The sequence below is a fragment of the Streptomyces uncialis genome, from assembly GCF_036250755.1.
Classification (GTDB): Bacteria; Actinomycetota; Actinomycetes; order Streptomycetales; family Streptomycetaceae; genus Streptomyces; species Streptomyces uncialis.
This window is the reverse complement of sequence record NZ_CP109583.1, coordinates 757,023-778,120: the sequence shown is the minus strand read 5'-3', so window position 1 is coordinate 778,120 and position 21,098 is coordinate 757,023. Positions and strand designations below refer to the sequence as shown.

The 21,098-nt window shown below is 71.5% G+C and carries 22 protein-coding genes; 10 read left to right on the top strand and 12 right to left on the bottom strand.

Features of this window, described 5'->3' with window-relative positions; genetic code table 11:
* Positions 1-124 precede the first annotated feature (124 nt).
* Both OG711_RS02870 and OG711_RS02865 read left to right on the top strand, forming a co-directional pair.
* The gene (locus OG711_RS02870; RefSeq protein WP_329558280.1) at positions 125-1,135 is read left to right on the top strand and encodes an amidinotransferase; all 1,011 of its coding nucleotides are present in this window, start codon (positions 125-127) and stop codon (positions 1,133-1,135) included.
* Between the two features lie 113 nt (positions 1,136-1,248).
* A complete protein-coding gene (locus OG711_RS02865; protein ID WP_329558279.1) occupies positions 1,249-1,776 on the top strand; it encodes an AAA family ATPase in 528 nt (175 codons plus the stop codon).
* Positions 1,777-1,802: 26 nt separating this feature from the next.
* On the opposite strand, the gene OG711_RS02860 is transcribed toward OG711_RS02865, so the two are convergent.
* On the bottom strand, positions 1,803-2,198 hold the full coding sequence (locus OG711_RS02860; RefSeq protein WP_266504955.1) for a DUF4259 domain-containing protein: 396 nt from the start codon (positions 2,196-2,198) through the stop codon (positions 1,803-1,805).
* Positions 2,199-2,581: 383 nt separating this feature from the next.
* Between OG711_RS02860 and OG711_RS02855 the strand changes: the two genes are divergently transcribed.
* From OG711_RS02855 to OG711_RS02835, 5 genes are all read left to right on the top strand, one after another.
* Positions 2,582-3,268 (top strand): adenylate kinase, encoded by a 687-nt coding sequence (locus OG711_RS02855; RefSeq protein WP_329558278.1) that lies wholly within the window; start codon positions 2,582-2,584, stop codon positions 3,266-3,268.
* A gap of 564 nt (positions 3,269-3,832) precedes the next feature.
* The gene (locus OG711_RS02850) at positions 3,833-4,339 is read left to right on the top strand and encodes a hypothetical protein (protein WP_143201206.1); all 507 of its coding nucleotides are present in this window, start codon (positions 3,833-3,835) and stop codon (positions 4,337-4,339) included.
* Between the two features lie 128 nt (positions 4,340-4,467).
* Positions 4,468-5,010 (top strand): hypothetical protein, encoded by a 543-nt coding sequence (locus OG711_RS02845; RefSeq protein ID WP_329558277.1) that lies wholly within the window; start codon positions 4,468-4,470, stop codon positions 5,008-5,010.
* 221 nt (positions 5,011-5,231) lie between these two features.
* Positions 5,232-5,999: a metallophosphoesterase family protein gene (locus OG711_RS02840; protein WP_329558276.1), complete on the top strand. Its 768-nt coding sequence runs from the start codon at positions 5,232-5,234 to the stop codon at positions 5,997-5,999.
* A gap of 212 nt (positions 6,000-6,211) precedes the next feature.
* A complete protein-coding gene (locus OG711_RS02835; protein ID WP_178390978.1) occupies positions 6,212-7,309 on the top strand; it encodes a glutamate--cysteine ligase 2 in 1,098 nt (365 codons plus the stop codon).
* Positions 7,310-7,485: 176 nt separating this feature from the next.
* Here OG711_RS02835 and OG711_RS02830 read toward each other — a convergent pair whose 3' ends face one another.
* The 5 genes from OG711_RS02830 to OG711_RS02810 form a co-directional block, all read right to left on the bottom strand.
* On the bottom strand, positions 7,486-7,980 hold the full coding sequence (locus OG711_RS02830) for an STAS domain-containing protein (RefSeq protein ID WP_266504942.1): 495 nt from the start codon (positions 7,978-7,980) through the stop codon (positions 7,486-7,488).
* Between the two features lie 638 nt (positions 7,981-8,618).
* Complete coding sequence (locus tag OG711_RS02825; RefSeq protein ID WP_329558275.1) at positions 8,619-8,993, bottom strand: hypothetical protein; 375 nt, start codon at positions 8,991-8,993, stop codon at positions 8,619-8,621.
* Between the two features lie 294 nt (positions 8,994-9,287).
* Complete coding sequence (locus tag OG711_RS02820; RefSeq protein ID WP_329558274.1) at positions 9,288-9,737, bottom strand: hypothetical protein; 450 nt, start codon at positions 9,735-9,737, stop codon at positions 9,288-9,290.
* Positions 9,738-10,125: 388 nt separating this feature from the next.
* A complete protein-coding gene (locus OG711_RS02815) occupies positions 10,126-10,392 on the bottom strand; it encodes a DUF4235 domain-containing protein (RefSeq protein ID WP_073786111.1) in 267 nt (88 codons plus the stop codon).
* A complete protein-coding gene (locus OG711_RS02810) occupies positions 10,389-10,826 on the bottom strand; it encodes a DUF3618 domain-containing protein (protein WP_266504934.1) in 438 nt (145 codons plus the stop codon). Before OG711_RS02810 ends, OG711_RS02815 begins: the two co-directional genes overlap by 4 nt.
* A 537-nt stretch (positions 10,827-11,363) precedes the next feature.
* On the opposite strand from OG711_RS02810, the gene OG711_RS02805 reads away from it, so the two are divergent.
* Positions 11,364-14,432, top strand: coding sequence for an amidohydrolase family protein (locus OG711_RS02805; RefSeq protein WP_405674744.1), 3,069 nt, complete (start codon positions 11,364-11,366; stop codon positions 14,430-14,432).
* Between the two features lie 159 nt (positions 14,433-14,591).
* Here OG711_RS02805 and OG711_RS02800 read toward each other — a convergent pair whose 3' ends face one another.
* Positions 14,592-14,837: a hypothetical protein gene (locus OG711_RS02800; protein ID WP_329558273.1), complete on the bottom strand. Its 246-nt coding sequence runs from the start codon at positions 14,835-14,837 to the stop codon at positions 14,592-14,594.
* 248 nt (positions 14,838-15,085) lie between these two features.
* A complete protein-coding gene (locus tag OG711_RS02795) occupies positions 15,086-16,330 on the bottom strand; it encodes an MFS transporter (protein ID WP_329558272.1) in 1,245 nt (414 codons plus the stop codon).
* A gap of 26 nt (positions 16,331-16,356) precedes the next feature.
* Between OG711_RS02795 and OG711_RS02790 the strand changes: the two genes are divergently transcribed.
* Together OG711_RS02790 and OG711_RS02785 are read left to right on the top strand one after the other, a co-directional pair.
* A complete protein-coding gene (locus OG711_RS02790) occupies positions 16,357-16,881 on the top strand; it encodes a CGNR zinc finger domain-containing protein (protein ID WP_329558271.1) in 525 nt (174 codons plus the stop codon).
* A 636-nt stretch (positions 16,882-17,517) separates the two neighbouring features.
* Positions 17,518-18,144: a hypothetical protein gene (locus OG711_RS02785; protein WP_178390977.1), complete on the top strand. Its 627-nt coding sequence runs from the start codon at positions 17,518-17,520 to the stop codon at positions 18,142-18,144.
* Between the two features lie 220 nt (positions 18,145-18,364).
* On the opposite strand, the gene OG711_RS02780 is transcribed toward OG711_RS02785, so the two are convergent.
* From OG711_RS02780 to OG711_RS02765, 4 genes are all read right to left on the bottom strand, one after another.
* Positions 18,365-18,769 carry a hypothetical protein gene (locus OG711_RS02780; RefSeq protein WP_266504920.1) on the bottom strand — a complete coding sequence of 135 codons (405 nt, stop codon included), beginning with the start codon at positions 18,767-18,769 and terminating at the stop codon, positions 18,365-18,367.
* Between the two features lie 67 nt (positions 18,770-18,836).
* Positions 18,837-19,301 carry a hypothetical protein gene (locus OG711_RS02775; RefSeq protein ID WP_329558270.1) on the bottom strand — a complete coding sequence of 155 codons (465 nt, stop codon included), beginning with the start codon at positions 19,299-19,301 and terminating at the stop codon, positions 18,837-18,839.
* A gap of 126 nt (positions 19,302-19,427) precedes the next feature.
* Positions 19,428-20,213: a hypothetical protein gene (locus tag OG711_RS02770; RefSeq protein WP_329558269.1), complete on the bottom strand. Its 786-nt coding sequence runs from the start codon at positions 20,211-20,213 to the stop codon at positions 19,428-19,430.
* A gap of 185 nt (positions 20,214-20,398) precedes the next feature.
* Positions 20,399-20,839 carry an HIT family protein gene (locus OG711_RS02765; protein ID WP_329558268.1) on the bottom strand — a complete coding sequence of 147 codons (441 nt, stop codon included), beginning with the start codon at positions 20,837-20,839 and terminating at the stop codon, positions 20,399-20,401.
* Positions 20,840-21,098 lie beyond the last annotated feature (259 nt).

Here is a 21,098-nt window from a genome sequence, read left to right as displayed (position 1 = left end):
CGGGCGCCCCGCTCACCCGGACACCGACCCGTCCGGAGGACTCCTCCCGGCGCGTACCCGCGCCGCGCGCGCCCGTGTGCTCCACTGCCCGGACGAACGCCCCCTTCCAGGCAGGAGCCCGCGCATGACCGCGCCCCGACGGATCCACGTCACCCATGAATGGGGGGTGCTCGAAGAGACCGTCGTCGGACGCGTCATCGACTTCACCTTCCCCGCCGGACTCGCCCACGGAGTACCCGACTCCCTCGGATTCCTCCCCGAACGCACCCGGGCCCAACTGCCGCGCTGGGCGGGCCGGTCATGGTCCGACGCGGACCCGGAGGGCTACGGAGCCTGCGTCGCACAGGTCGAGGGACTGGCCCGCTTCCTCACCGGCCGGGGCGCCACCGTCCACCGCCCCCGTGCGCTCACCCCCATGGAACTGCGGTCCTACGAGGACGGCGGACAGTTCAGCATGCAGACGTTCGTCCGGGACCCCCTTCTCGTCATCGGTGACCACGTCATCGAGACCGCGCTGCGGCTGCCCGCCCGCTACAAGGAACGCTTCGGACTGCGCCCGGTCATCGACGAGGCCGCCGCCCGGGGCGCCCGACGCTCGGTCGTGCCGCCGCCCGCCCCCGTCCCGGTCCCCGACCTCCGGACGGCCACCGGACCGTTCCTCGAAGGCGGCGATGTGCTGCTTTTCGGCAAGGACATCCTGGTCGGCCACGGCAGCGGCGCCGCGACCGACATGGCGGGCGTCCGCTGGCTCGAAGAACTCCTCGGCGACGACCACCGTGTGCACCCGGTGCCGCTGTCCGACCGCGTCATCCACCTGGACGACGGTCTCACCGCCGTCCGCGAGGGCCTGGCCGTCGTCTGCCGGGAACAGTTCACCGACGGACTGCCCGCGCTCCTCGCCGACTGGGAACTCATCGAGGTCGACCTGTGGGACGCGGTCAACCTCCTCGCGGGCAACAGCCTCGTCCTCGCCCCCGGCGAGGTCCTCGTGGACGAACGCCTGCACCGGCTCGCGGATTCCCTCACCGCCCACGATGTCACCGTCCACACCCTCCCCTACGACGCCGTCACCCCCTTCGCCGGCGGCTTCCGCTGCTCCCACCACCCCCTGGTACGCACGCTCCCCGTCCGGTGACGAACGGCGGCGCCGCGCGTCCCCTCGCGACGTGGGGCGGCGCGTACGGGGGAGAAGTGAGGGCCGGGTGAGCGTTCCCCGTCCGCCGACGTGGCTCCGTTAGGGTCGCAAGCATGATTGTGTGGCTGAACGGCACATTCGGCGCGGGCAAGACCACAACCGCGAAGGAGCTGACCTCACGCATCCCGGACTCCCGGCTCTTCGACGCGGAGAAGGTCGGCGAGATGCTGTGGCACGTCCTCGGCGTGCCCGACCGGGACTTCCAGGACTTCCCGCCCTGGCGCGGACTCGTGGTGGAGACCGCGCGGCAGGTGCTCGACCATGTGGGCGGTGTCCTGGTGGTCACCCAGACCGTCCTGGTCGAGCGGTACTGGACGGAGATGCGCACGGGCCTCACCCGTGCCGGTGTCCCGGTGCGGCATTTCCTCCTGCACGCCGACCAGGACACGCTGGTGGAACGCATCGAGACCGACACCAAGGAAGAGAGCGTCGGCGCCCGCCAGTGGCGCCTCGACCATCTCGCCGCCTACCAGGCGTCCTTGCCCTGGCTCCGTCGTGAGGCCGAGGTCATCGACACCGTGGGCATCGCTCCCCACCGTGTCGCCGACATCATCATGGCGAGCGTCGCGAAACCGGCCTGAACAGCGGGCGCCACGGCCGGTTGCCCTCACACCGGGCGGGCGGCTCCTCCCGCAGGCGTGGAAGCGAGGAGATCCCGCAACCGGACGACACCGGCCCGCCAGCTGTCGTCGCCCGACTCGGCCCACAGCTCGGAGAGTTCGGAAGGCTTGTCCACCAGTCCGTCGAGAGCGGTACGGGCGAGGTCCCGCAGGCCGCTGAGGTCCGGCAGGGGCTGCTTCGGCCCGTAGGCGGTGTCGACGGGCTCACCACCGGGACAGTGGGCGGCGACGAGCGCGGCGGCCGCGACCTTCTCCTCGCCGCCACCGGAGTCCAGCGCCTCCCGGACGAGGGAGCCGCGTACGTCCGCCGCCGCCTCGTCCAGCCTGCCGCCGAAGTCGGCCGCGGTGTCGTTGTCGAAGGGGCCGATGTCCCAGGTACCCATGCGTCGCTCCCGGTCGTGGTGATGTCGGGCCATCGTGGCACGACCCACTGACACCGCCCCGGCGTCCGCCAGGCGGTCGGCACCGTACGGGGTGCCGGTTACGCGTGCGGCACCCGGCCCGCAGCCAGGGCGACGGCGGTACGGGGACGAAGGCGCGTTCCGTGCCGTCCGTCGTGAGGGCGCTCGGGCCGACGGCGCTGCCACCCGCACCCGCTCGGCATCCCGGGGGAGGCCAAGGTCATACGTGGGCACCCGGGCGAAGAGAGTCGACGGTCCCTATCCTCGGTGGGAACGCGCAAAGGGCCTCCACGCAGTCACGACGCCCAGCTGCCTCGAATCCTGAGACCGACCCTGGCCACGTATGACGAAGGGACACCTCATCGATGCGCATCCTCCTGATCGGGCCGCCCGGAGCCGGCAAGGGCACGCAAGCCGTACGTCTTGCCTCGCGTCTGTCGATCCAGCACATCTCCGCCGGTGACCTGTTCCGCGAGCACATCGACCAGGGCACCGAGCTCGGACGGAACGCCCGTACACACATCAGCTCCGGCCGTCTGGTACCGGACGGGATCACGATCGGTGTGCTCGCGGAGCGCCTTGGCCGCCCGGACACCGAACGCGGATTCCTGCTGGACGGCTTCCCCCGCAACATCCCCCAGGCGGAGGCGCTGGACGGCATCCTGGCCGACTCGGGGTCGGGACTGGACGCCGTGCTCGACCTGGAGATACCCGAGGCCGAGGTGGTCGGGCGGATCGCCGGACGACGGCTGTGCCGCCGGAACCGCGAACACATCTTCCATGTGGACCACAGCCCGCCTGAAGTCGCGGAAGCCTGCGACGTCTGCGGCGGTGAGCTGTACCAGCGCGACGACGACCGCGAGGCGACGGTTCGCAGACGGCTGGAGATCCACCGCAGCGAGACCGCGCCGGTCGTCGGCCACTACCGGGCCGCAGGTCTGGTGAGCACCATCTCGGCCCTCGGCCAGGTCCAAGAGGTCCTGGACCGCGCGCTGCTCGCGATCGGTCAGGGCCAGAACCAGGTCGACGCCTCCGGCACATCGCGCCGCTGACCCCTCCGCCCCGGCCGCCGGGTGTCCCCCCGGGCGTGGGAGCGGCGCGTGAACAGGCACAGGCCACGGCGGGTCGGCGGCGGTGCGCAGCGGGGTGGGCGGGGCGGCCGCAGCGGCCGTGTACGGCGGGCCCGGCCACGTCTGGCCGTCGGCCCCGCACCCGGGCGCACCGACGACCCGGGGACGGCTGGACGTTCGGGCGCACTGATCACAACGGATTCCTGGCCTGCCCGGCACATGGGCACCCCTCATCGCGCTGGAGGAAGGTGGACGACCGACAGTCTTCACAGCACTCCATCGGCGCCGGGTCGCGCCACTCCGGCAAACCGCCGGTCCGGGTGATGCTGCCGCCCCACCCACCCGACGACACCACCCGCACGGGCGGTTTGGTCAGCCTGGAACAGGGTGAGGAGGACCAGCCTCCGACCGGGTCACCGCTCCCCGGCGCACTCGACCGTCGATCCTCTCCGATTTTCGTCCTGTTCAACCACGTGACAGGCAAGGCGTGTTGTCCTCACAATCGCCCATGTCGAGTTCGGCAGCGCGGCCATGGAAGGGATGGGCATGCCGGTCAACGTCGCTCGCGTCCAGGAGACACAGGTGGGTCACCGGATGAACACCGTGGGCCGTCCGAGCGGCCCCAACGCGGTGAGCTGGGACTACGAGACCACCCTATGGACGATCGAGCGTCCTGCGGACGGTGACGAGCCACTGCGACGCAAGGTCAGATGCGGCACCTGCGAACAGTCCCTCGCCATCGTCGTGTACAGCGTCGCCGACACCCGTCGTCGGCAAGCCCGCTTCCGGGGCTGGACCTGGTTCTGCGCGTTCCTCCTGCTCGCCGGTCTGGCCGGAATCATCTACTTCGGGGTCACGGCGTCGATGTCCTCGGCACCGGGACTCACCTCCCTGGCGTCGGTCTTCGTCACGTTCCCGGCGCTGTGGGTCGTCGGGTTGCGCACGGAGGCCGAGGCGGGGATCACCCACCGGGGCAGCAGCGGTGTCTCGGTGGCCAAGCACGTGGTCACCCCCATCGAACCCCCACCGGCGAGCCCGTTCGGAACGGCGTAGCCCGCTCGGATGCCGGATGCCGGATACCCGCCGCCGGATGCCGGGAGACGCGGAGGGCGAGGTGGGAGCGGGAGGAGTGGCGCGGGCCGGGCGTCGGTCCGTCCCGGCGCGCTGGCACAATCCTGGGCATGGACGGGATAGAGCTGATCCACTCGGGCTGGGGCAAGGGATCGGTCCGGGTCACCCACGCCCCGGCGGGAGTGGCCACGGTGCTGGAGTTCAGGGGCGGGTTGCTGTCGGCCCTTCAGGTGTACGGGATGACCGACACCCCGGACCGGCTGGAGCAGGGCCGCGAACTGATCAACTACTGCTGGGGCAAGGGGCATGCCAGAGCCCTGGTGCCGAAGGAGTACACACACGTCGCGACCGGGAAGCCCGGCGGGCTCTCTCCCCGCTGGAAGCTCGGCTTCGGCACCGGCGACTCACTGGCCGAACTCTCCGCCACCGCCTCGGGCCGCTTCCCCGACGCCCTGCGCTACACCGGCCCGCCCGCACAGGTGAGGCTTGAGGTGGAAAAGTTCCACGCGAAGGTGAGGCACAGTTCGATCTCCGGTGGAAGCGGCACCCAACTCCACCTGAGCTCAGGCCCCTTCCGCGGCACCCTGGCCCTGCCGGGTCCGGGAATCATCGAGGTGGCCTGCCTCGCGAAGTGGTCGCTCACGGTCCTCTGACCGCTGAGCCGCCAGGCGGACCACCCCGCCCCGGACATACGAGGGCCCCGCCCCGCTCGGACACACGGCGGGCCCCGCCCCGGACGTAGGACGTCCCCGCGGCCCGAACGGACGACGGCCCCGGCCCGGACGACAGCCCTCGCGCACGACGCCCCCTCCGGGCCTATGCCGGGAGCGAACCCGCTCCCGTCCGTCCGGGGTGTCGTCGCATACTCGGCCTCATGCCGAGCCGTGTCGCCGTACTGTCCGACATCCATGGAGTACTGCCCGCCCTGGAAGCGGTACTCGCCGAGCCGGACGTCCGAGCCGCGTCCCTCGTCGTCCTCACCGGTGACATAGCGACCGGTCCTCAGCCGACCCAGGTCCTGGACCGGCTGACCTCGCTCGGAGACCGTTTCCTGTGGATCGGGGGGAACGCCGACCGTGAACTCCTCGAACACCGGAGTGGCTTGAGCGGCCCGGACACCGACCCCCTCACCGCCTGGGCGGCCGAGCAACTGCGCCCGGACCACCTCGACCTGCTCGCCGGCCTGCCGAAGTCACGCACCCTGTCACTGCGCGGCTTGGGCAACGTCCTCTTCTGCCATGCCACTCCCCGCGACGACGAGGAGGTCGTCCTCGTCGACTCCCGGCTCGACCGCTGGCGGGACGTGTTCGGCGAACTGGACGACGACATCCGTACGGTCGTCCTCGGGCACACCCACATGCCCTTCGTCCGGCTCGTGCACGGACGTCTCGTCATCAATCCCGGCAGTGTCGGCATGCCCTACGGCCGGACCGGGGCGCACTGGGCGCTGCTGGGCCCTGGCGCGGAGCTGCGCACCACGGACTTCGACCTTGACGCGGCCGTCCGCGAGATCGTCCGCGACTCCGCGTACCCGGACGCCGCCGAGTGGGCCGACTACTTCATCCGGGCCCGCGCGAGCGACGTGGACGCCCTGGAAGCGTTCGGCCCGAGGGACGGACGCGGCGGCCCGCCCCGGACCTGACGGGCCGGGGGCGAACCTGACGGAAGGCGTTCGACCACTCCTCACCGCTGCCCTGCGCGGGTCCGGGCGTGAAGAGTCCCGGACGGGGCATGCGGGGTGTGTCCGGGCCGATGGCCAGGCGCTGAGGGGACCGGCACCGGATTCGTACGGTGCGCCCCTCCTGTCGCCGGTCCGTTCGCCGGTACGCGCAGCTGGGCGAGGGGAAGGCAGCGATGGTGCGGAGTGTGGGTGTGGAGGAGGAGCTTCTCCTGGTGGACGAGGCCAGTGGGGAGCCGCGGGCGCTGGCCACGGCGGTGCTGGCGGCCGCTACGCGTGAGGCCTCGGAGCGCAAGGAGGAGGTGTTCGAGGCGGAGCTGCACCGGGAGCAGCTGGAGTTCGCCACCCGGCCGCAGACCGACATGGGTGAGCTGGCACGGGAGATCGCCGACTGCCGGGCCGACGCGGCCCGCCACGCCGGACGGCACGGGGCGACCGTCGTCGCGCTGGGGACCTCGCCGCTGCCGGTCAGCCCATCCGTGGGTTCCGGTGAGCGGTACCGCTGGCTGGAGGAGCACTTCGGGCTGACCACGTACGAGCAGCTCACCTGCGGTTGCCATGTGCATGTGTCGGTGGAGTCGGACGAGGAGGGTGTGGCGGTCCTCGACCGCGTCCGGCCCTGGCTGCCCGTTCTTCTCGCGATGAGCGCGAACTCGCCCTTCTGGCAGGGCCGGGACAGCCGTTACCACAGCTACCGCAGCCGGGTATGGGACCGCTGGCCCTCGGCCGGGCCGACCGATCTCTTCGGCACGGCCGACCGGTACCACGCCTATGTCGAAGCGATGATCGGTACCGGCGTGCTGCGGGACGAAGGGATGATCTACTTCGACGCCCGCCTCTCCCGGTCGTACCCCACCGTCGAGTTCCGGATCGCCGATGTCTGCCTCGACGCCTCCACCACCGTCCTCGTCGCCACCCTGGCCCGCGCCCTGGTGGAGACCGCCGCCCGGCAGTGGAAGGCGGACGAGCCCCCCGTACCGCACCGGACGGAACTTCTCCGCCTGGCCTCCTGGCGCGCGGCCCGTTCCGGACTGGACGGCCAGCTTCTCCACCCGCTCACCATGCGCCCCGCCCCGGCGGACGAGGTGGTGCGTGCCCTGTACGACCATGTCCGCGAAGCCCTGGAGGACAGCGGTGACGCCCTGCCCGCGCGCGAAGCGCTCTTCGCACTCCTCGCGAACGGTACCGGCGCGAGGGCACAGCGCGAACTCCTGAACCGCACGCAAAGCCTGGGGGACATGGTCATCGCCTGCGCCCGCCGAACCGCCCGGTAGACCGGGCGGACAGCGGCGGCCGTGGGAGCGTGCCTCGCGGGGGAAGGGCAGGGCATCGCCGGGATCGGACTCGTCGTCGTCGGCGTCGCGGTCGTCCGGCTGCTGGTGCGGAGCGTCCGGCGCGGCCGGAACGGCCCGGAGCTCCGTGACGGCCGGCCTTCGCGGACCTCCGTCGGTCACGCCCCTTGGACTGTCAGGAGGAGCGAGCCGATGATGGTGCCTCCGGCGGCGGTGAGCATGCACAGCCGCAGGACCCGCGTCCAGTAGCCGTGGTGTGCGCGGCTCGGTACGGCCCGGTCCGGGGCAGGGTGCTCCCGGGTGCGTGAAGTGCGGGGCGGCAGGGGCAGCGTGGGGGAGCCGGTGAGGAGGAGCACTCGTCGTACGAGGGGCGGGGGCGCGCCGATGAGGCTGAAGGCGACACCGGCCTCCCGCGCCCTGGCGGCCGCTTCCTCCAGATGGCGGAGTCCGGTGCAGTCCATGAGCTGGAGGCTGGTCAGGTCGACGCGGATGCCCGCGGGACCGCAGGCCAGGCACAGCCCGACGGTCGAGCTGAACTCCACGCCTGATTCGAGGTCCAGCTCGCCTTGCAGGCGGATGGTGGCCCATTCGGAACCTGTGGCCGGGTCCGGGGCGAAGGTGGTGCGGTGTGCGAACGCTGAGGGCCGGATCATGCCGCACCCCCGGCATGCCGGGGCGGTGCGGCGCAGACGAGGGCGGGGCCACGGAAGGCCGGGGGCCGGTGGAGGACGGAGCCGGGGGTGACGGGAGGGTCGTTGTCGCGACGAGTGGGCGGGGAAGGCCGGGCGGACCGGGCGGCGGAGGGAACTCGCACGGGGACCAACTCCATACGGCTGGATCACGTTGCTCGGGAGGGCAGGGCCTCACGAGCGACGGTCCTTCGGAGGACCTCGCCACTTGCCGGGGAACAGTGTCCCGTCCGGCCCTGCTGGTGTGCCTGCCGTTCCGAAGCACGTACCGCGCTGCTGCCCCGGCTTCCCCCCGGCAAACGCACATGCTGGACAGAGGCCGCCCGGACTACCGCGTGCCGCGCAGCCCCGAAAATCTCAGGTGAGGTGAAGCAGACCCTGCTCGGGCTGGAGGACGGTGCGCCGCGCCGGTCGGCGGGGCCGGTACGGATGCGAGGCGGTCCCGGGCCCGGTGCGAGACGGGGTCCCGGGCCGGGCTGCGGGGGAGGGCCGTGCGGAGGGGTGGCGCGGCGAGGGCCGTCGTCCAGGGGCAGGTTCGGCCGTTGGGCGGACAGCCGATCGTCGGCACACCGCCGTAGTACTCGCTCGCGCCGGAGACGCGTTCACCCCGGCAGGCGGGCCTCGATCCCCAGGGTGGATTCCGGTCCGAGGACGTCCAGGGCCTCACCGAGTGACCCCGTCACCCGCATGGACGAGGGGCCCGCGGTGCCGGCGAGACGCTGCCGTACCGTCAGGGACGGGGCGACCACGCACAGCCGTGTGTCCCGGGCGAGACCGGCGAGCCAGTCCAGCAGGCGTCCGTTCGCGTCCCTGACGGCGGACGTGTCGACGACGACGGCCGCGCCGCGATCCGCCCCCAGCTCCCGCAGCACCGTCCTCGGGCCGGGCAGATCCTGCTTCCCGCCGTCCGCCGGGATCTGCACCAGCCACACATGCCCTCGGCGCTTCCAGCCCAGTCCGCCGACGATCTCCCGCATGCCCGTACCTCTTTCCCCGACCGGAGTCCCGCGGTCCAGCTCACCATCTCCCGGGCCGACCCGCGACAGTTCGGGCCACCCCAGGATGCATGCGGTCCGACCGCCATTGCTCTCGTTACCCCACCCGGATACGCCCCATGCCTGACGGCCCGGTAAGAACGTCGACGGCCGTGATGCCGGACGTGGTGGCTGCCGGAGTTCTCTCCCGTGCCGGTCCCCGGGGAGGAGGGGGCCGGACGGTCCCGGTGAGAACCGTGGGCCGTGGGAGAACCACACGGCCCACGTAGGTCCGACTCACGGCTCCGGCGTGTGTCCGGGGTGTCCGTGGGTGCGGCGGGCTTCCTTCATCTCCGCCTCGTGAACGTGCTCGTGTCCGTCGATCAGTTCGCGCCGGAGACGGGCCTCGATGTCGGTGAAGGGCCGGTAGTAGTGGCTGTTGTACGCCTCGACGATCTGGAAGGTCCAGTGTCCGGGAATGACGTTGCGGCCCACGATCTCGCGCTCCAGCAGGTCGGCCTGTGCGTGGTGGCCCGCGGCGCGCAGCAGTTCCAGTGCCCGGTCCAGCTTGAGGTCGGCGCCGCCGGTGAGCTGATGGAAGGCGTAGAGGCTGCCGCGGGCCCGTTCCACCGTCTCCAGCGCCTCCGACAGGACTCCCAGCGCCAGTACGGTCGCGTCGCTTGTGCCGTCGGGCCGACGATGTGACGACCGGGAATGCTCCTCGTGGCCGTTCGGGTCTGTGGTCATGGGGCTCCTGTGCGTGTCACGGGCCAGGCCCGGGTGAGGTCGTCCGCGGGCGGTGCGCCGGAAGACGTGCCATGGTCCGTCGCCGCTGACCGCCGCTGACCGCCGCTGACCGCCGCTGACCGCCGCTGACCGCCGGTGGTCCGTGCGGGCCGGGCCGGGCCGCCAGGGGAGGGTGTGATCCCGGTGGGCCTGTCCGGTGACGGCCCGGCCGCCGGAACGCGCCCACTCCCACTCTCCCGTCCCCACTGCCGTACCGCACGTGGTAAACGGCGGAAGACCGATACGGTCCGCCCGGATGCCGCGTTCCGCGGCCCCGACGGACGCCGGGCCGGGACGGGCACACCCGGCCCGTCCCGGCCTCGGCCTCCGCTCCGAAGGCGCGACGGGGTCAGGCCGGCCAGGTGCCCGTCAGTCGTCGGGTGGCGGTGGCGCCCGCCCGTTCGACGGTGGCCTTCACCACGGCGAAGATCGCCCCTTGCAGCGCTGCGGCGACGAGGATCTCCGGCCATGCGCGGTCCTCGTCGGTGGCGTCGGGAGCGTCCTTGTCGTGCTCGATCATCTTCCACGTCCTCCTGAAGGCCGCCGCGGCGAGCATGCCGCCGGCGGCGCCCAGGACCAGGCCGACCGGCCGGTAGGCGATCTTGGACGCCTTCATCGACGCCTCCGGCCGCGTCGGACGACAAGGAGGACAACGAGCGCGGCCCCGACGCCGAACAGAGGAGCGCGGTGGTTCCATGCCTTGGCCGCGACCCGGCCCGTCCGCTCCGGCAGAGTGCCGGGTGCCCCGCTCGCGGCGCGCTCTCCCGCACGTGAGGCGGCGTTCCGCACCTGCGCCGCGGTCCGGGCGGCCCGGTCGACCACGGGATCGGGCGTCTTCTCCTTCAGCAGCTGCTTGGCCTGCTCCGCGGCGCCGCGCACCTGGGCGGCCTTCCCGGCGGCCTGTTCCCGCAGCCGGCTCCTCACATCGGCCTTCGCCGCCAGAGCTTCGACCGTCAGTCCCAACTCCTCACGTGTCTGCTCGATCTGTTCACGCATCTCCTCGACGACGAGCGGCGACTCGTCGTCAGGAGAGGGGGTTCGCTCGGTCATCGGTATGCCTTCTCCTTGATCTGGGCCGCCTCGGCCCTGACGCTCTCGACGGTCCGCTCGGGATCTGCGACGGCCCGCCCGTTCCGGCCGCCCTCGGAACGGATCGGTACCCGCGGCCGGGCCGGAACCGGGTCGTGCGTGGCCCGTCATGGGATCGATCCTTCCTGGAGGCGGGAACACCGGTGTCTGGTGCGCGGCTACCCGGTATCCGCCCGCACACCCCTGCCGCCGGTCGGCACCTCGGCCCCCACCCTCGCCCTCAGTGGCGAGGAGTCGTCTTCGGCCAAGATGGCACCGAACCCCCCTCCCGCTCGTTTTCCTCCGAGGACGAGTGGTAGCCACCTCCAAGGGGCTACCCACGGCCCGGTCAGGGCCGTTCACTCCGTGGAGAGCTGAGGAACCGTGTGGCATGTGACCCGCAGACGTTTCTTGAAGGCGGCCTCCGGCACAGCCGCGGCAGGCTCACTGGTCACCACAGCGCCCGCGCGAGCGCTCGAATCCGCCGCCACACCGGTCGTCGCGGGTGACGCAGTACCGGTGCGGCTGCGGTTCACCTCCGTCACCAACGGCATGGCCACCGCCGCGCACGGCGGGGAGCGCGTCGTCGCGGAGGTGCAGAACATCCTCTGGTCCGTCCCCCGGGACGGAACGGCCGCCACCCCGCTCACCCCACCGGACCTCGAACCCAGCCGCCCGGCCCTCTCGCCGGACGGCCGCAAGGTCGCCATGAGCGCCTACCGCGGGGGGTTTTTCGGTATCTGGGTGATGGACGCGGACGGCTCCGGCCTGCGCCGCCTCACCGACGGACCCTTCGACGACCGGGCACCCGCCTGGTCCCCGGACGGCCGCACCATCGCCTTCTGCTCCGAGCGCGGTGGCGATCCGGTCGCGGGCAGCCCGTACCGTATCTGGGCCGTGTCCGCGGCGGGCGGCGAACCGCGCCGGCTCACAGGGGCGCGGGACCAGCCGGGCCCCCGCCCGGACGGAGCGTGGGAGGACTTCGACCCGGTGTGGTCCCACGACGGCACCCGCGTACTGTTCGTACGCGCCGAAGTCGCCGCTTCCGGCCTCACCGCCCGCACGATCGCGTCCGTCCCGGCCACCGGCGGACCGGTGACCGTCGAGCACACGGCCACCACCGGCAACCTGCTCGCACCCGCTGTCTCCCCCGCGGGCCGCATCGCCTGGCTCCGTAGCACCCCCAGGCCCTCCAGGACAGAAGCGATCGCGTTGTTCGCGGACGGCCGTGCGGTGGAGCTCGACGACGAGATCGCGGCCGCGCCGCCGCGGTGGATCGACGACGAGCGGCTGCTGCTCACCGTCGGGGGCCGGTTCCGGATGATCCGGCCGCACCGGGACCATGCCGGGGAGGAGATCCCGCTCGACGCCACCCTCGAAGTGCGAAGGCCCGCGTACACGGTCAAGAAGTACATGCTGGAGGCCGAGCGGTCCCGCCCGGTCCGCGGTGTCCATCTTCCTCATCTCTCACCGGACGGCGGGAGCATCGCCTTCGCCGCGCTCAACTCGCTGTGGGTGGTGGGTGCGCGCGGCGGCACTCCGCGCAAGGTGTCGCGGAGTTCCCCCACCACCTATGTGCAAGGGCCGGTGTGGTCCCCGGACGGCCGCGCGCTGATCTTCACGGACGACCGGGACGGGCTCAACGCCGTACGCCGCCGTGAACAGGCCGACGGCCGCGAGACGGTTCTCGCTCCCGGCGGCCGGGTCCACGGGACGCTCTCGCCCGACGGTGCCCGCCTGGCCTGTCTGGACCTGGCGGGGAACCTCTTGGTGAAGGACCTCGCCACCGGAGAGGAGAGGGTCCTGGCGGCATCTCTCGGAGGCGGCGGGCTGCCCAGCCGTCCCAGCTGGTCACCCGGCGGACGGTACCTCGCCCTGTGCGACCGCAACCGGCTCAACAACCGCTTCCGCGAGGGCCACAACCTCATCCGCGTCGTGGACACGGACAGCGGCGCCTCGCGACTGCACGGACTGGCCCCGCATGTCTCGCTGTCCGACCGGTACGCCTCGGGACCGGTGTGGTCGCCCGACGGACACTGGCTGGCCTGCGTCAGCGAATCCGCGCTGTGGCTGCTGCCCGTCGGCGCGGACGGCGCGCCCAACGGCCCCGCCCGCGCCCTGTCCGATGAACCGGCCGACCACCCGTCGTGGTCAGGGGACTCGCGAACCCTGCTCTACCAGTCCAACGGCCGACTGCGGCTGCTCACCATCGACGCCTCCGGCTCGCCCTCGGGCGCTCCGCGAACCGTGCCGGTCACCCTGACGTACCGGCGTCCGACGCCCGTCGACACCGTGGTGCACACCGGCCTGCTCTGGGACGGCACCGGTTCCGCACCGCGCGCGGACGTCGACATCCTCATCAGCGGGGGCCGCGTGACGGCCGTCGAACCGCACCGGCCCGGCCGACCCGCCGTCCGTCACATCGACGCGTCGGACCGTACGGTGCTGCCCGGCCTGTGGGACGCGCACACGCACCCGTGGCAGTACACGTACGGTGCCCGGCAGGGAGCACTCCAGCTCGCGTACGGCATCACCACCACGGTGTCCCTGGGCGGGTTCGCGTACGAGCAGACACGGTTGCGGGACGACATCGCGGCGGGCCGGCTGGCGGCGCCCCGGCTGCTGGCGACCGGGGAGTTGCTCGACGGCTCCCGCGTCGCCTACAGCATGGGGCGTGCCCACCGCACGCGTGAGGGATTCGCCCGCTCACTGTCCCGGGCCGCCGCCCTGGACTGGGACTTCGTCAAGACCTATGTGCGGGCCCCCTACGCGCGGATGGAGGAGGCCGCACGTCATGCCCACGAACGCCTCGGGGTGCTCAGCGGTGGACACCTGTGCTCCCAGGGCCTCTTGGCCGGACAGGACCTGACCACGCACCTGAAGGCCACCGAACGCGCCGAGTACGGGCACGGCGCGACCCCCGAGGGACATACCCACCAGGACACCCTGGAGCTCTACACCAGGGGCGACTTCCAAATGATCGCCACGCCATTCGCCGCGACGCTGCTGATCGGGCTGCATCCCGAGGTGGCCGACGATGCCCGGGTCAAGGCGATGATGCCGTCGTGGGACGTCACGGCCGTCGAAGGCATGGCGGCCAGGCAACCGACCCCGGACGAACTGACGTCCCTGCGACGGGAGGTCGGCGTCTACCGCCGGGTCGTGCACGGAGGCGGCCGGCTGCTGCTGGGAACCGACGCCCCCCTGACCCCTGTCGGACTTCATCTGCACATGGCCATGCGGGCGCTGCACCGATACGGCATGTCCCCCGCCGAGGTCCTGACCACCGCGACCCGGGCCCCCGCGCGCGTCTTCGGGGTCGCCGACCACCTCGGTACGGTGGAACCGGGCAAACTGGCCGACCTGACCATCGTCGACGGCAACCCGTTCGAGGACTTCGACGCGCTGATCCGGATCAGCGGCGCCGTCCGTGGCGGTCGGCTGTACGAACGGGCCGTGCTGGAAGGGGCGTTCTCCCACTCCGCCGCGCACTCGGCGCCGCACGGAGGCTGGGCCACCGTCTCGGACCAGATGCTCCGGGACGGCTGCTGCGAAGGCCCTTCGGCGCTCCCTCAGGTCGGGTGGTGAGGGATGGCGCTCTGCCGCACCGGGACGCACGTCGTGCGCGGCGGCCAGACCTCTGACGGCAGATGACCCTGGATGGGGCGGAGCTTCAACAAGCCCCGCCCCAGCCGACAGCCTGCGAGCCGGTCCGCCGGATGCGGGAGGGCGGGGGAGGGATCACCCTCAAGCAGACGCCTCATGGCGGACGGCGGCGTCAGCCAGTCCTCCCGGATCGAAGACCGCCACCGCCACGCGGAGCTCCGGGGGCAGCGCACCCCAGAGCTCCTCCAGGAGTTCGTCCTGGTCGCCGGCCTCGGTCCTGGCTTCCAGGAACGGTTCGTCGGTCGCGACCACGTGGCCGTCGGAACGGTACGTCGTCATCAGCACGGCGTCCCCGGGCTCCAGATCCCGGATGGTGGGCGTCAGCACATCAGCCGCCGAGCGGGCACCCCGGCTCCGTCGTGCGGCTCCGAACCACGCCAAGAGTTGCTGGCGAACTGGACGCTGGTGGATGGCGACTGGGACCTGGTGGCGAACAAAAGCGGGGCAACCCGGCTCGCGCCGGTGTCGTCGAGCACCACGCGCACCTGGAGGCGGACCAGCTTGGGGTGCGAGCAGGAACGGAACAGAGAACAGGCGGAGCTGTCAGAAGTTTTGACAGCGTGTGATCCGGTCCGTTAGCGGGGGCGGCGTTCCGTGGCGGCTGTGACCGCCAGGGCGACGACGGTCAGCAGAATCAGCAGTGCCCAGGCCGGGGTGAAGCTGCTGGTGCGGTCGACCAGCAGGCCCAGCACGGGCGGCACCGTGACGATGGCGATCTGGTTGACGGACATGGCCAGACCCAGGGCAGAGCCGGTCCTGCCCGGTGGAGCCGCTTCGGTGACGTAGGCGACCCACGGGCCGTACCAGCCGAAGCCGAAGAAGCCGAGCCAGACGAAGACGCCGGAAGCGACGACCGGTGCCCTCCCGGCCGGTGCCATCAGCACAACCAGCCCGGCGATCACAGCGACCATGCAGACCAGCACGATGGCATAGCGCCCGGACCTGCTCCGGTCGCTCCATGCCGCCAGGCATATCCGGCCCGCAACGCCCGCACCCTGGGAGGCCACCAAGACCAGGGCCGCCTTCCCGGCGCCGACCGATGACGCCCGGTGGAGGTGGAGCACCGTCAGGATGCCCACGCCGTACTGCACCGAGATCAGGCTGGTTCCCGACAGCATGATCTTCACTGTGGACGGTTCCCGGAGCATTCGTAGCCGGGCGCGGAGCTGTGCCGCGAGCGGGTCCGACGGTTCCTTGCCCTGCGGGGCGGGCGGTGTGGGTGGCCGACGGTAGCAGCCCATGAAGAGGCCGGCTCCGAGCAGCGCGACGAAGCCGCCGGTCAGCAGCGTCGCCCGCCAGCCGAACTCCTCAGCGACGAGCGGGAGTACGGCCGAGGCGAGCGCCGCCCCCAGCGGGAGCCCGGCCTGTCGGATACCCATGGCGAAGCCGCGCTGTGACGCGTCGAACCAGGACGCCACCGACTTGCTCCCACCCGGCTGGACGGTGCTGTATCCCATGCCGACCACCAACAGGGCGACCAGCAGGGTTGTGTATCCCGGCGCCAGGCTCCCCGCGCCCAGAGCCAGCCCGACCACGCCGGCCCCGATCCCGACCACCCAGCGCTCGCTGTAGCGGTCCAGCAGCTCGCCGGCCACCAGCAGCCCGGCCAACGGCACGAGCTGGGCCGCCGAGACCAGCAGACCCAGCTGCGCCGTGCTCAGGTCCAAGGCGCTCTGAAGGTGGACGCCGAGCGCTCCGATGCCGCCTACGAAGAAGCCGGACGCGGCCTGGGTGAAGGTGGCGATGCCCAGCACGATCCAGCGATAGCGCCACGGGTCACGGGCCCGGGATCCGGCGCGTCCACCGGTTTGTTGTGTCATACCGACCACACTGCTGTAATGGTCTTATGCTGCTCAACCCTTACGGCGAGGACGCGGTGAACCTGGCCGCAGACCTGGCCAACCGCCGGCCTGAGAGCGCAGTTGAGCTGGCAGACCGTTGCCGCGCCGCCGGGCTCACGCTGGAACGCCGGGTGACAGCGGACGATCTCAGCCGCTCCCAGGCCGCACTGAACGCCTGGGAGCGGATCGTCGACGCGGCCGGGGAACAGGAGCGCGCCGATCTGCTGAACCGGATGCTGGCCGAGGCAGCCGCCTACCCGCGACTGACCTCCCACCCCGGTACCGGCTGGCATCTGCACTACCGGGACGCGGAACAGCCTCTCGACTCCGTGCTGTTCACACTGTTCGCGGTCGGTACCGCACTGCATCTGGCGGGCCGGGGCATGCACCGGCTGCGACGCTGCGAGGTGATCGAGTGCGGCAGGGCCTTCGCCGACACCTCGCGGACCGGACGACAGCGCTACTGCTCACACCGCTGCGCCAATCGCGACGCCGTACGCAGGCACCGGGCACGAGCCGCGGTCACCTGACCAGTCGCCGAGGCCGTTTCCTAGGTGGTCGCTCGTGAAACGCCCGGCCGCCCGGCGGTCCACCTCGAAGGGTCAGCACCCCTCACCCGCCACCGTCATGCGGACGCTGCGCGAGCACGACGAGAAGGTGGCCACGGCGGCGAGCGTGTGATCACCCGCTACCTTGCGGCTGGTGTCTGGGCCAGGACTCCCAGGCCGGTCAGGAGCGGAACCGCACCAACCACCCTGCCCCGCAAGCCGGATGAGCCGGACTCGGTCCGTGTCCGTGACGCTCAAGGGCAGTCTCCACTCCGGTGCGGGTGCGGGTGCGGGTGCGGGTGCGGGTGGCGGCAAGGCGGGTAGCGATGCGCACGAACAGTCGGCGGACGTGCCGTCGTGGCCATCGGCAAGTCACGCCCGCGGCCAGCTGCTCAAGCTGCTGCTTCTACCTGGACCCGCCCCGCAGAGCCGGCCCTGTACACCTCGGCATGACCCTTGAAGAAGCGGAAGAATTTGAACTTAAAGCCAAAATATAGTGAAAGAGTCCATTTAAGGCCATCGAGTGGCCGCGTGGACGGCGCCACGTTCCTGGGCGAGCTACGTTGACACCGAGTCAGCTGGGGAGTATCTCCGGCTGCATCCATCGAGAGGCACCTCATGCGCTTCACGCGCACCCTCACCGCTTCACGGACCCTCCTCGTCGCCTCCATCGCTGTCGTCGGCCTCACCGCGGCCCCTGCCGTCGCCTCCACCGCCGGTCACGCGGACCCGGCCGCTTCCGAAGCCCGTAGCGGCTTCGGCGTCCTCGGATTTCCTGGCAGCAACGGCACAGGCGGGGTCGGGAGCGGCGGCGGCATCGGTGGTCTCGGAGGTCTCGGAGGTGCTGCCGGCGCCAACGGCAATGGAGGCAACGGGGGCAATGGCGGCAACGCCAACGGCAGCGGGAGCATCGGCGGCCAGGGCGGTGCCGGCGGCGCGGGCGGCGCCAACGGCAACGGTGGGAAGGGGGGCGCAGGGGGCGCCGCCACGCTCGGCGGCACCGGTGGCAAGGGCGGCGTGGGCGGCGTCGGCAACGCCGGAAGCGGTATCCCCGGCGGGGCGGGGGGCAACGGCGGCGCCTCCACCGCAGGCGGTGTCTTCACCGGCGGCACAGGCGGTGCCGGCGGCGCGGCCAGCCCGGTCTGTCCCGGTAAGCCCGGCGGTAACGGCACGGCCGCCACGGCCACGGCGAACGGCACCACCGGTGCCACCGGCGCCGCCGGTAGGTCCACCCTCCCCTGCTGACCTCACCCCTCTGACCGTCCGACACCAGGCCCGCACCGAAGCTCAAGGCTGACGGCGACACCATGACGGAGCAGTCGTCGCGGGCACTGAACGCGTCGAGGGTCGTGCGGATGGGATGCCGTGACCGCCGATGCGGCGCCATACGATGTGCCGCACGCAGGCTCGTACCGGCGGCGTGTTCACGGGTGGCGCGGTCCGGGGCTCCGGGGTCCGTGCACGATCACGGCCCGACGGTGGGCGCTGCTGTGGGCACCGCGGTGTCCGGGGCCCGTCCGTCGGGCTGGGAGTGTCCGCTGCTGGGGGACGGTGTGACGATGCGCTGCTCGTCGGCCGTGCCGTCGGTCGTCCGCCACAGCACGATCAGGAGGGCCATTGCCGACACAACGGCGATGACCGGTAGGACCGGTGGGCGTTCCTGCGGTCCGGTCAGGCGCAGGCAGAGCCAGCCGGCGCATGCCGCCGCGAAGAAGGTGATCAGCGGGGTGAGTTCACCGCGTCTGTAGGTGATCAGCACCGCGTCGGGGTCGGCGGCCAGCAGCAGGAGCGCCGCGCATACCGCGCCGAGCGCCACGATGATGCCGCATGCCCTTCGCAGCATGCGCAGCATGAGGCTGTTGCGGTGCATGTCGTCCTTCCCTTGCGTGGCCCACCGTATGAGGCAGTCGGCCGACCCTGGCGGTATGCGGGAGACCTTAGTCTCCGATCCATGCCCTGCCGGGGGTCGAGCGGATGCCGCGCCAGCGCGGGAGGCTGTAGCGGGTGACGAGGGTCCATGCGGTGCGGGTGGCGTCCTCCACCCACGCGTGCCCGGCTGCGGGCAGGTCACCGACGCCGATCAGGTGCTCGGTGATCTGTTCCTGGGAGATGTGCCCGTTGCCGTGCCCGAGGTACTTCAGGACATACACCGCCAGATAGTCCACGTCGTCTGCCCGTCCCCGGCCGCTGAGGATCTCGTTCAGCCGGTATCCCAACTTGGATGCGATGCTGTTGTCGCCCTCACCCCAGAACTTCGCCACCCGCGGTGGCGGGAGGATGTCGATGAGGTCGATCAGATGGGCGAGATCGGGATCGTCAGCGGGCGTGATGACTTCGGACACGGAGCGGTCTCCCAGGAGGACATTGCCGCGGGCCCGGACGGGGCCGCGGTTGCCGATCATCGAACTCTCCGCGCGGCGACACGCCAGGTGCTGGGAGGAGTGCCCGGTTCCTTGCCCGCAATGGCTGAGAACACCCGCTCGCACCCGGCGACGACATACCTTCAACCACGGTGTGCGGGGCTGATGTCACCGTGCCCAGGGCAGTTGCAGGGCCTCGATCTCCACGTCGTCGAGGAAGGCGTTGATGAGCGGGGCGGGTCCCGCCACTTTGGTGGCCCATAGATCGTGGTCCGTGCAGAGCAGCCAGGTCCGGTCCTGGGCCCAGAGGTTGGACGGGCTCCAGTTGTCTTCCTCAGGGTGGTCGTACAACGCTTTGGCGTCACCGAGCGTGCCGGCCCGGACGTGGAGGTTGTCGAGGTCTGCGGCTCCTTGCAGCAGCGGGTTGTAGTAGGCCAGGCAGCGGGTGTCCGCGCCCTGCGGGCTGTGGTCGGTGAGGATGTCGACCAGTCGGTTCCAGTCGGTTCGGTCCAGGGTGCCCTCGGACGGCGCCTGGATGCCGACCGGCCAGCATCCCGGCGCGATCGAAGGGAACGCGCTGAAGCAAGGCAGCTGCCCCTCGGGTACTACGGGGTCACCGTTCCGCAGCGCCAGCTCGGCCCAACGCAACCGGCGCCAGCGAGGACCGGGGTGCTCGCCCGCGGTACCGGTGAGCACGTCCGCAGCTTCGAAGCCGGGGACGATCCCGGGCCCGCCGTCCGTCAGCGCGGCGCGTCGGTGGTCGAGGTACGACATGCCGGTCGGCCCGAGCTGGTGCTCGTACATGGAGTGGAGCACCCAAGCCGCGTCGGGGAGCGCCGGCGGCATGAACCCGGTGAGCCCGTCCTCGGAGGTCAGTTCCCGTAGCCAGGCGGTTTCACCGGACGCGGCGAGCGGCCACCGGGCGGCTGCCAGGGCGGCGGCTGTCTCGTTCATCGGATCAGGGTCGCACCCGCCCCGACCATCCGTACACCAGACCCTGCGCCTGACCACCGCCCCGGACCTGGCTCTCGGCCAGGAACCGAGAGCCGCCGTCAGCTCGGCGATACTCCGGCAGCTGCACCAGCGGGCGGAACGACGGCCTTGGCGCTGCCTCAGCTCATGAGGGCAGCTTGAGCACGTCAGCGGGGGCGGATATCCAGGGCGGCGATTCCTTTGCGGACCCTCTTCGCCGATTCGTCCAGCTGGTGACGCTCGTGCACCTGCCAGTTCGCCTCGATACGGAAAGGGTCCCCCTTGAAGCGGGGGAAGACGTGCAGATGGACGTGGAAGACCTCCTGGAAGGCGGCCTCGCCGTCGGCCAGGAAGAGATTGACCCCCTCGCACCGCAGGCCGGACAGCCGCAACGCACGGCCGAGCCGGTGAGCCACCGCCCAGATCCGCACACCGATGTCCTCCGGAAGGTCCTCCAGTCCTTCCGCATGTGACCTCGGAACGACAAGCAGGTGCCCCGGGGTCACGGGCTGGAGGTCCATGAACGCGATGACCCACTCGTCCTCGAACACGAGGCTCGCTGCCACCTCGCCCCGAGCGATCGCGCAGAAGACACATCCACCGTCCACGATCTGACCTCCGACCCGGCAACTCCTTGTGCCTCCACGACACCAGGTGCGAGAGCGTGCGCGCCAGTCGATTCCACAGCGCCGGAATGTGACGTGCTCCTGACGGCGCAGTCCGCGCCCGCGCAGAGCGTGGCCGACGTACGTGACCCGCTTGCCCAGGCCGCCACCGCAGCCGCCCCGCTCGTGCGCTGCGCCGCCCCGGCCGACGTCGCTGCCACCGGGCAGCTGCTGAGCCGGTGTTCTCGGCGCTGGGCGTGGT

Coding starts and splice junctions, on each gene's coding strand:
- OG711_RS02860 (WP_266504955.1), bottom strand. CDS start 2,198: ATGGGTACCTGGGACATCGGCCCCTTCGACAACGACACCGCGGCCGAC.
- OG711_RS02835 (WP_178390978.1), top strand. CDS start 6,212: ATGGTGCGGAGTGTGGGTGTGGAGGAGGAGCTTCTCCTGGTGGACGAG.
- OG711_RS02820 (WP_329558274.1), bottom strand. CDS start 9,737: ATGACCACAGACCCGAACGGCCACGAGGAGCATTCCCGGTCGTCACAT.
- OG711_RS02840 (WP_329558276.1), top strand. CDS start 5,232: ATGCCGAGCCGTGTCGCCGTACTGTCCGACATCCATGGAGTACTGCCC.
- OG711_RS02815 (WP_073786111.1), bottom strand. CDS start 10,392: ATGAAGGCGTCCAAGATCGCCTACCGGCCGGTCGGCCTGGTCCTGGGC.
- OG711_RS02795 (WP_329558272.1), bottom strand. CDS start 16,330: ATGACACAACAAACCGGTGGACGCGCCGGATCCCGGGCCCGTGACCCG.
- OG711_RS02865 (WP_329558279.1), top strand. CDS start 1,249: ATGATTGTGTGGCTGAACGGCACATTCGGCGCGGGCAAGACCACAACC.
- OG711_RS02770 (WP_329558269.1), bottom strand. CDS start 20,213: ATGAACGAGACAGCCGCCGCCCTGGCAGCCGCCCGGTGGCCGCTCGCC.
- OG711_RS02870 (WP_329558280.1), top strand. CDS start 125: ATGACCGCGCCCCGACGGATCCACGTCACCCATGAATGGGGGGTGCTC.
- OG711_RS02790 (WP_329558271.1), top strand. CDS start 16,357: ATGCTGCTCAACCCTTACGGCGAGGACGCGGTGAACCTGGCCGCAGAC.
- OG711_RS02855 (WP_329558278.1), top strand. CDS start 2,582: ATGCGCATCCTCCTGATCGGGCCGCCCGGAGCCGGCAAGGGCACGCAA.
- OG711_RS02810 (WP_266504934.1), bottom strand. CDS start 10,826: ATGACCGAGCGAACCCCCTCTCCTGACGACGAGTCGCCGCTCGTCGTC.
- OG711_RS02825 (WP_329558275.1), bottom strand. CDS start 8,993: ATGCGGGAGATCGTCGGCGGACTGGGCTGGAAGCGCCGAGGGCATGTG.
- OG711_RS02785 (WP_178390977.1), top strand. CDS start 17,518: ATGCGCTTCACGCGCACCCTCACCGCTTCACGGACCCTCCTCGTCGCC.
- OG711_RS02850 (WP_143201206.1), top strand. CDS start 3,833: ATGCCGGTCAACGTCGCTCGCGTCCAGGAGACACAGGTGGGTCACCGG.
- OG711_RS02830 (WP_266504942.1), bottom strand. CDS start 7,980: ATGATCCGGCCCTCAGCGTTCGCACACCGCACCACCTTCGCCCCGGAC.
- OG711_RS02780 (WP_266504920.1), bottom strand. CDS start 18,769: ATGCACCGCAACAGCCTCATGCTGCGCATGCTGCGAAGGGCATGCGGC.
- OG711_RS02845 (WP_329558277.1), top strand. CDS start 4,468: ATGGACGGGATAGAGCTGATCCACTCGGGCTGGGGCAAGGGATCGGTC.
- OG711_RS02775 (WP_329558270.1), bottom strand. CDS start 19,301: ATGATCGGCAACCGCGGCCCCGTCCGGGCCCGCGGCAATGTCCTCCTG.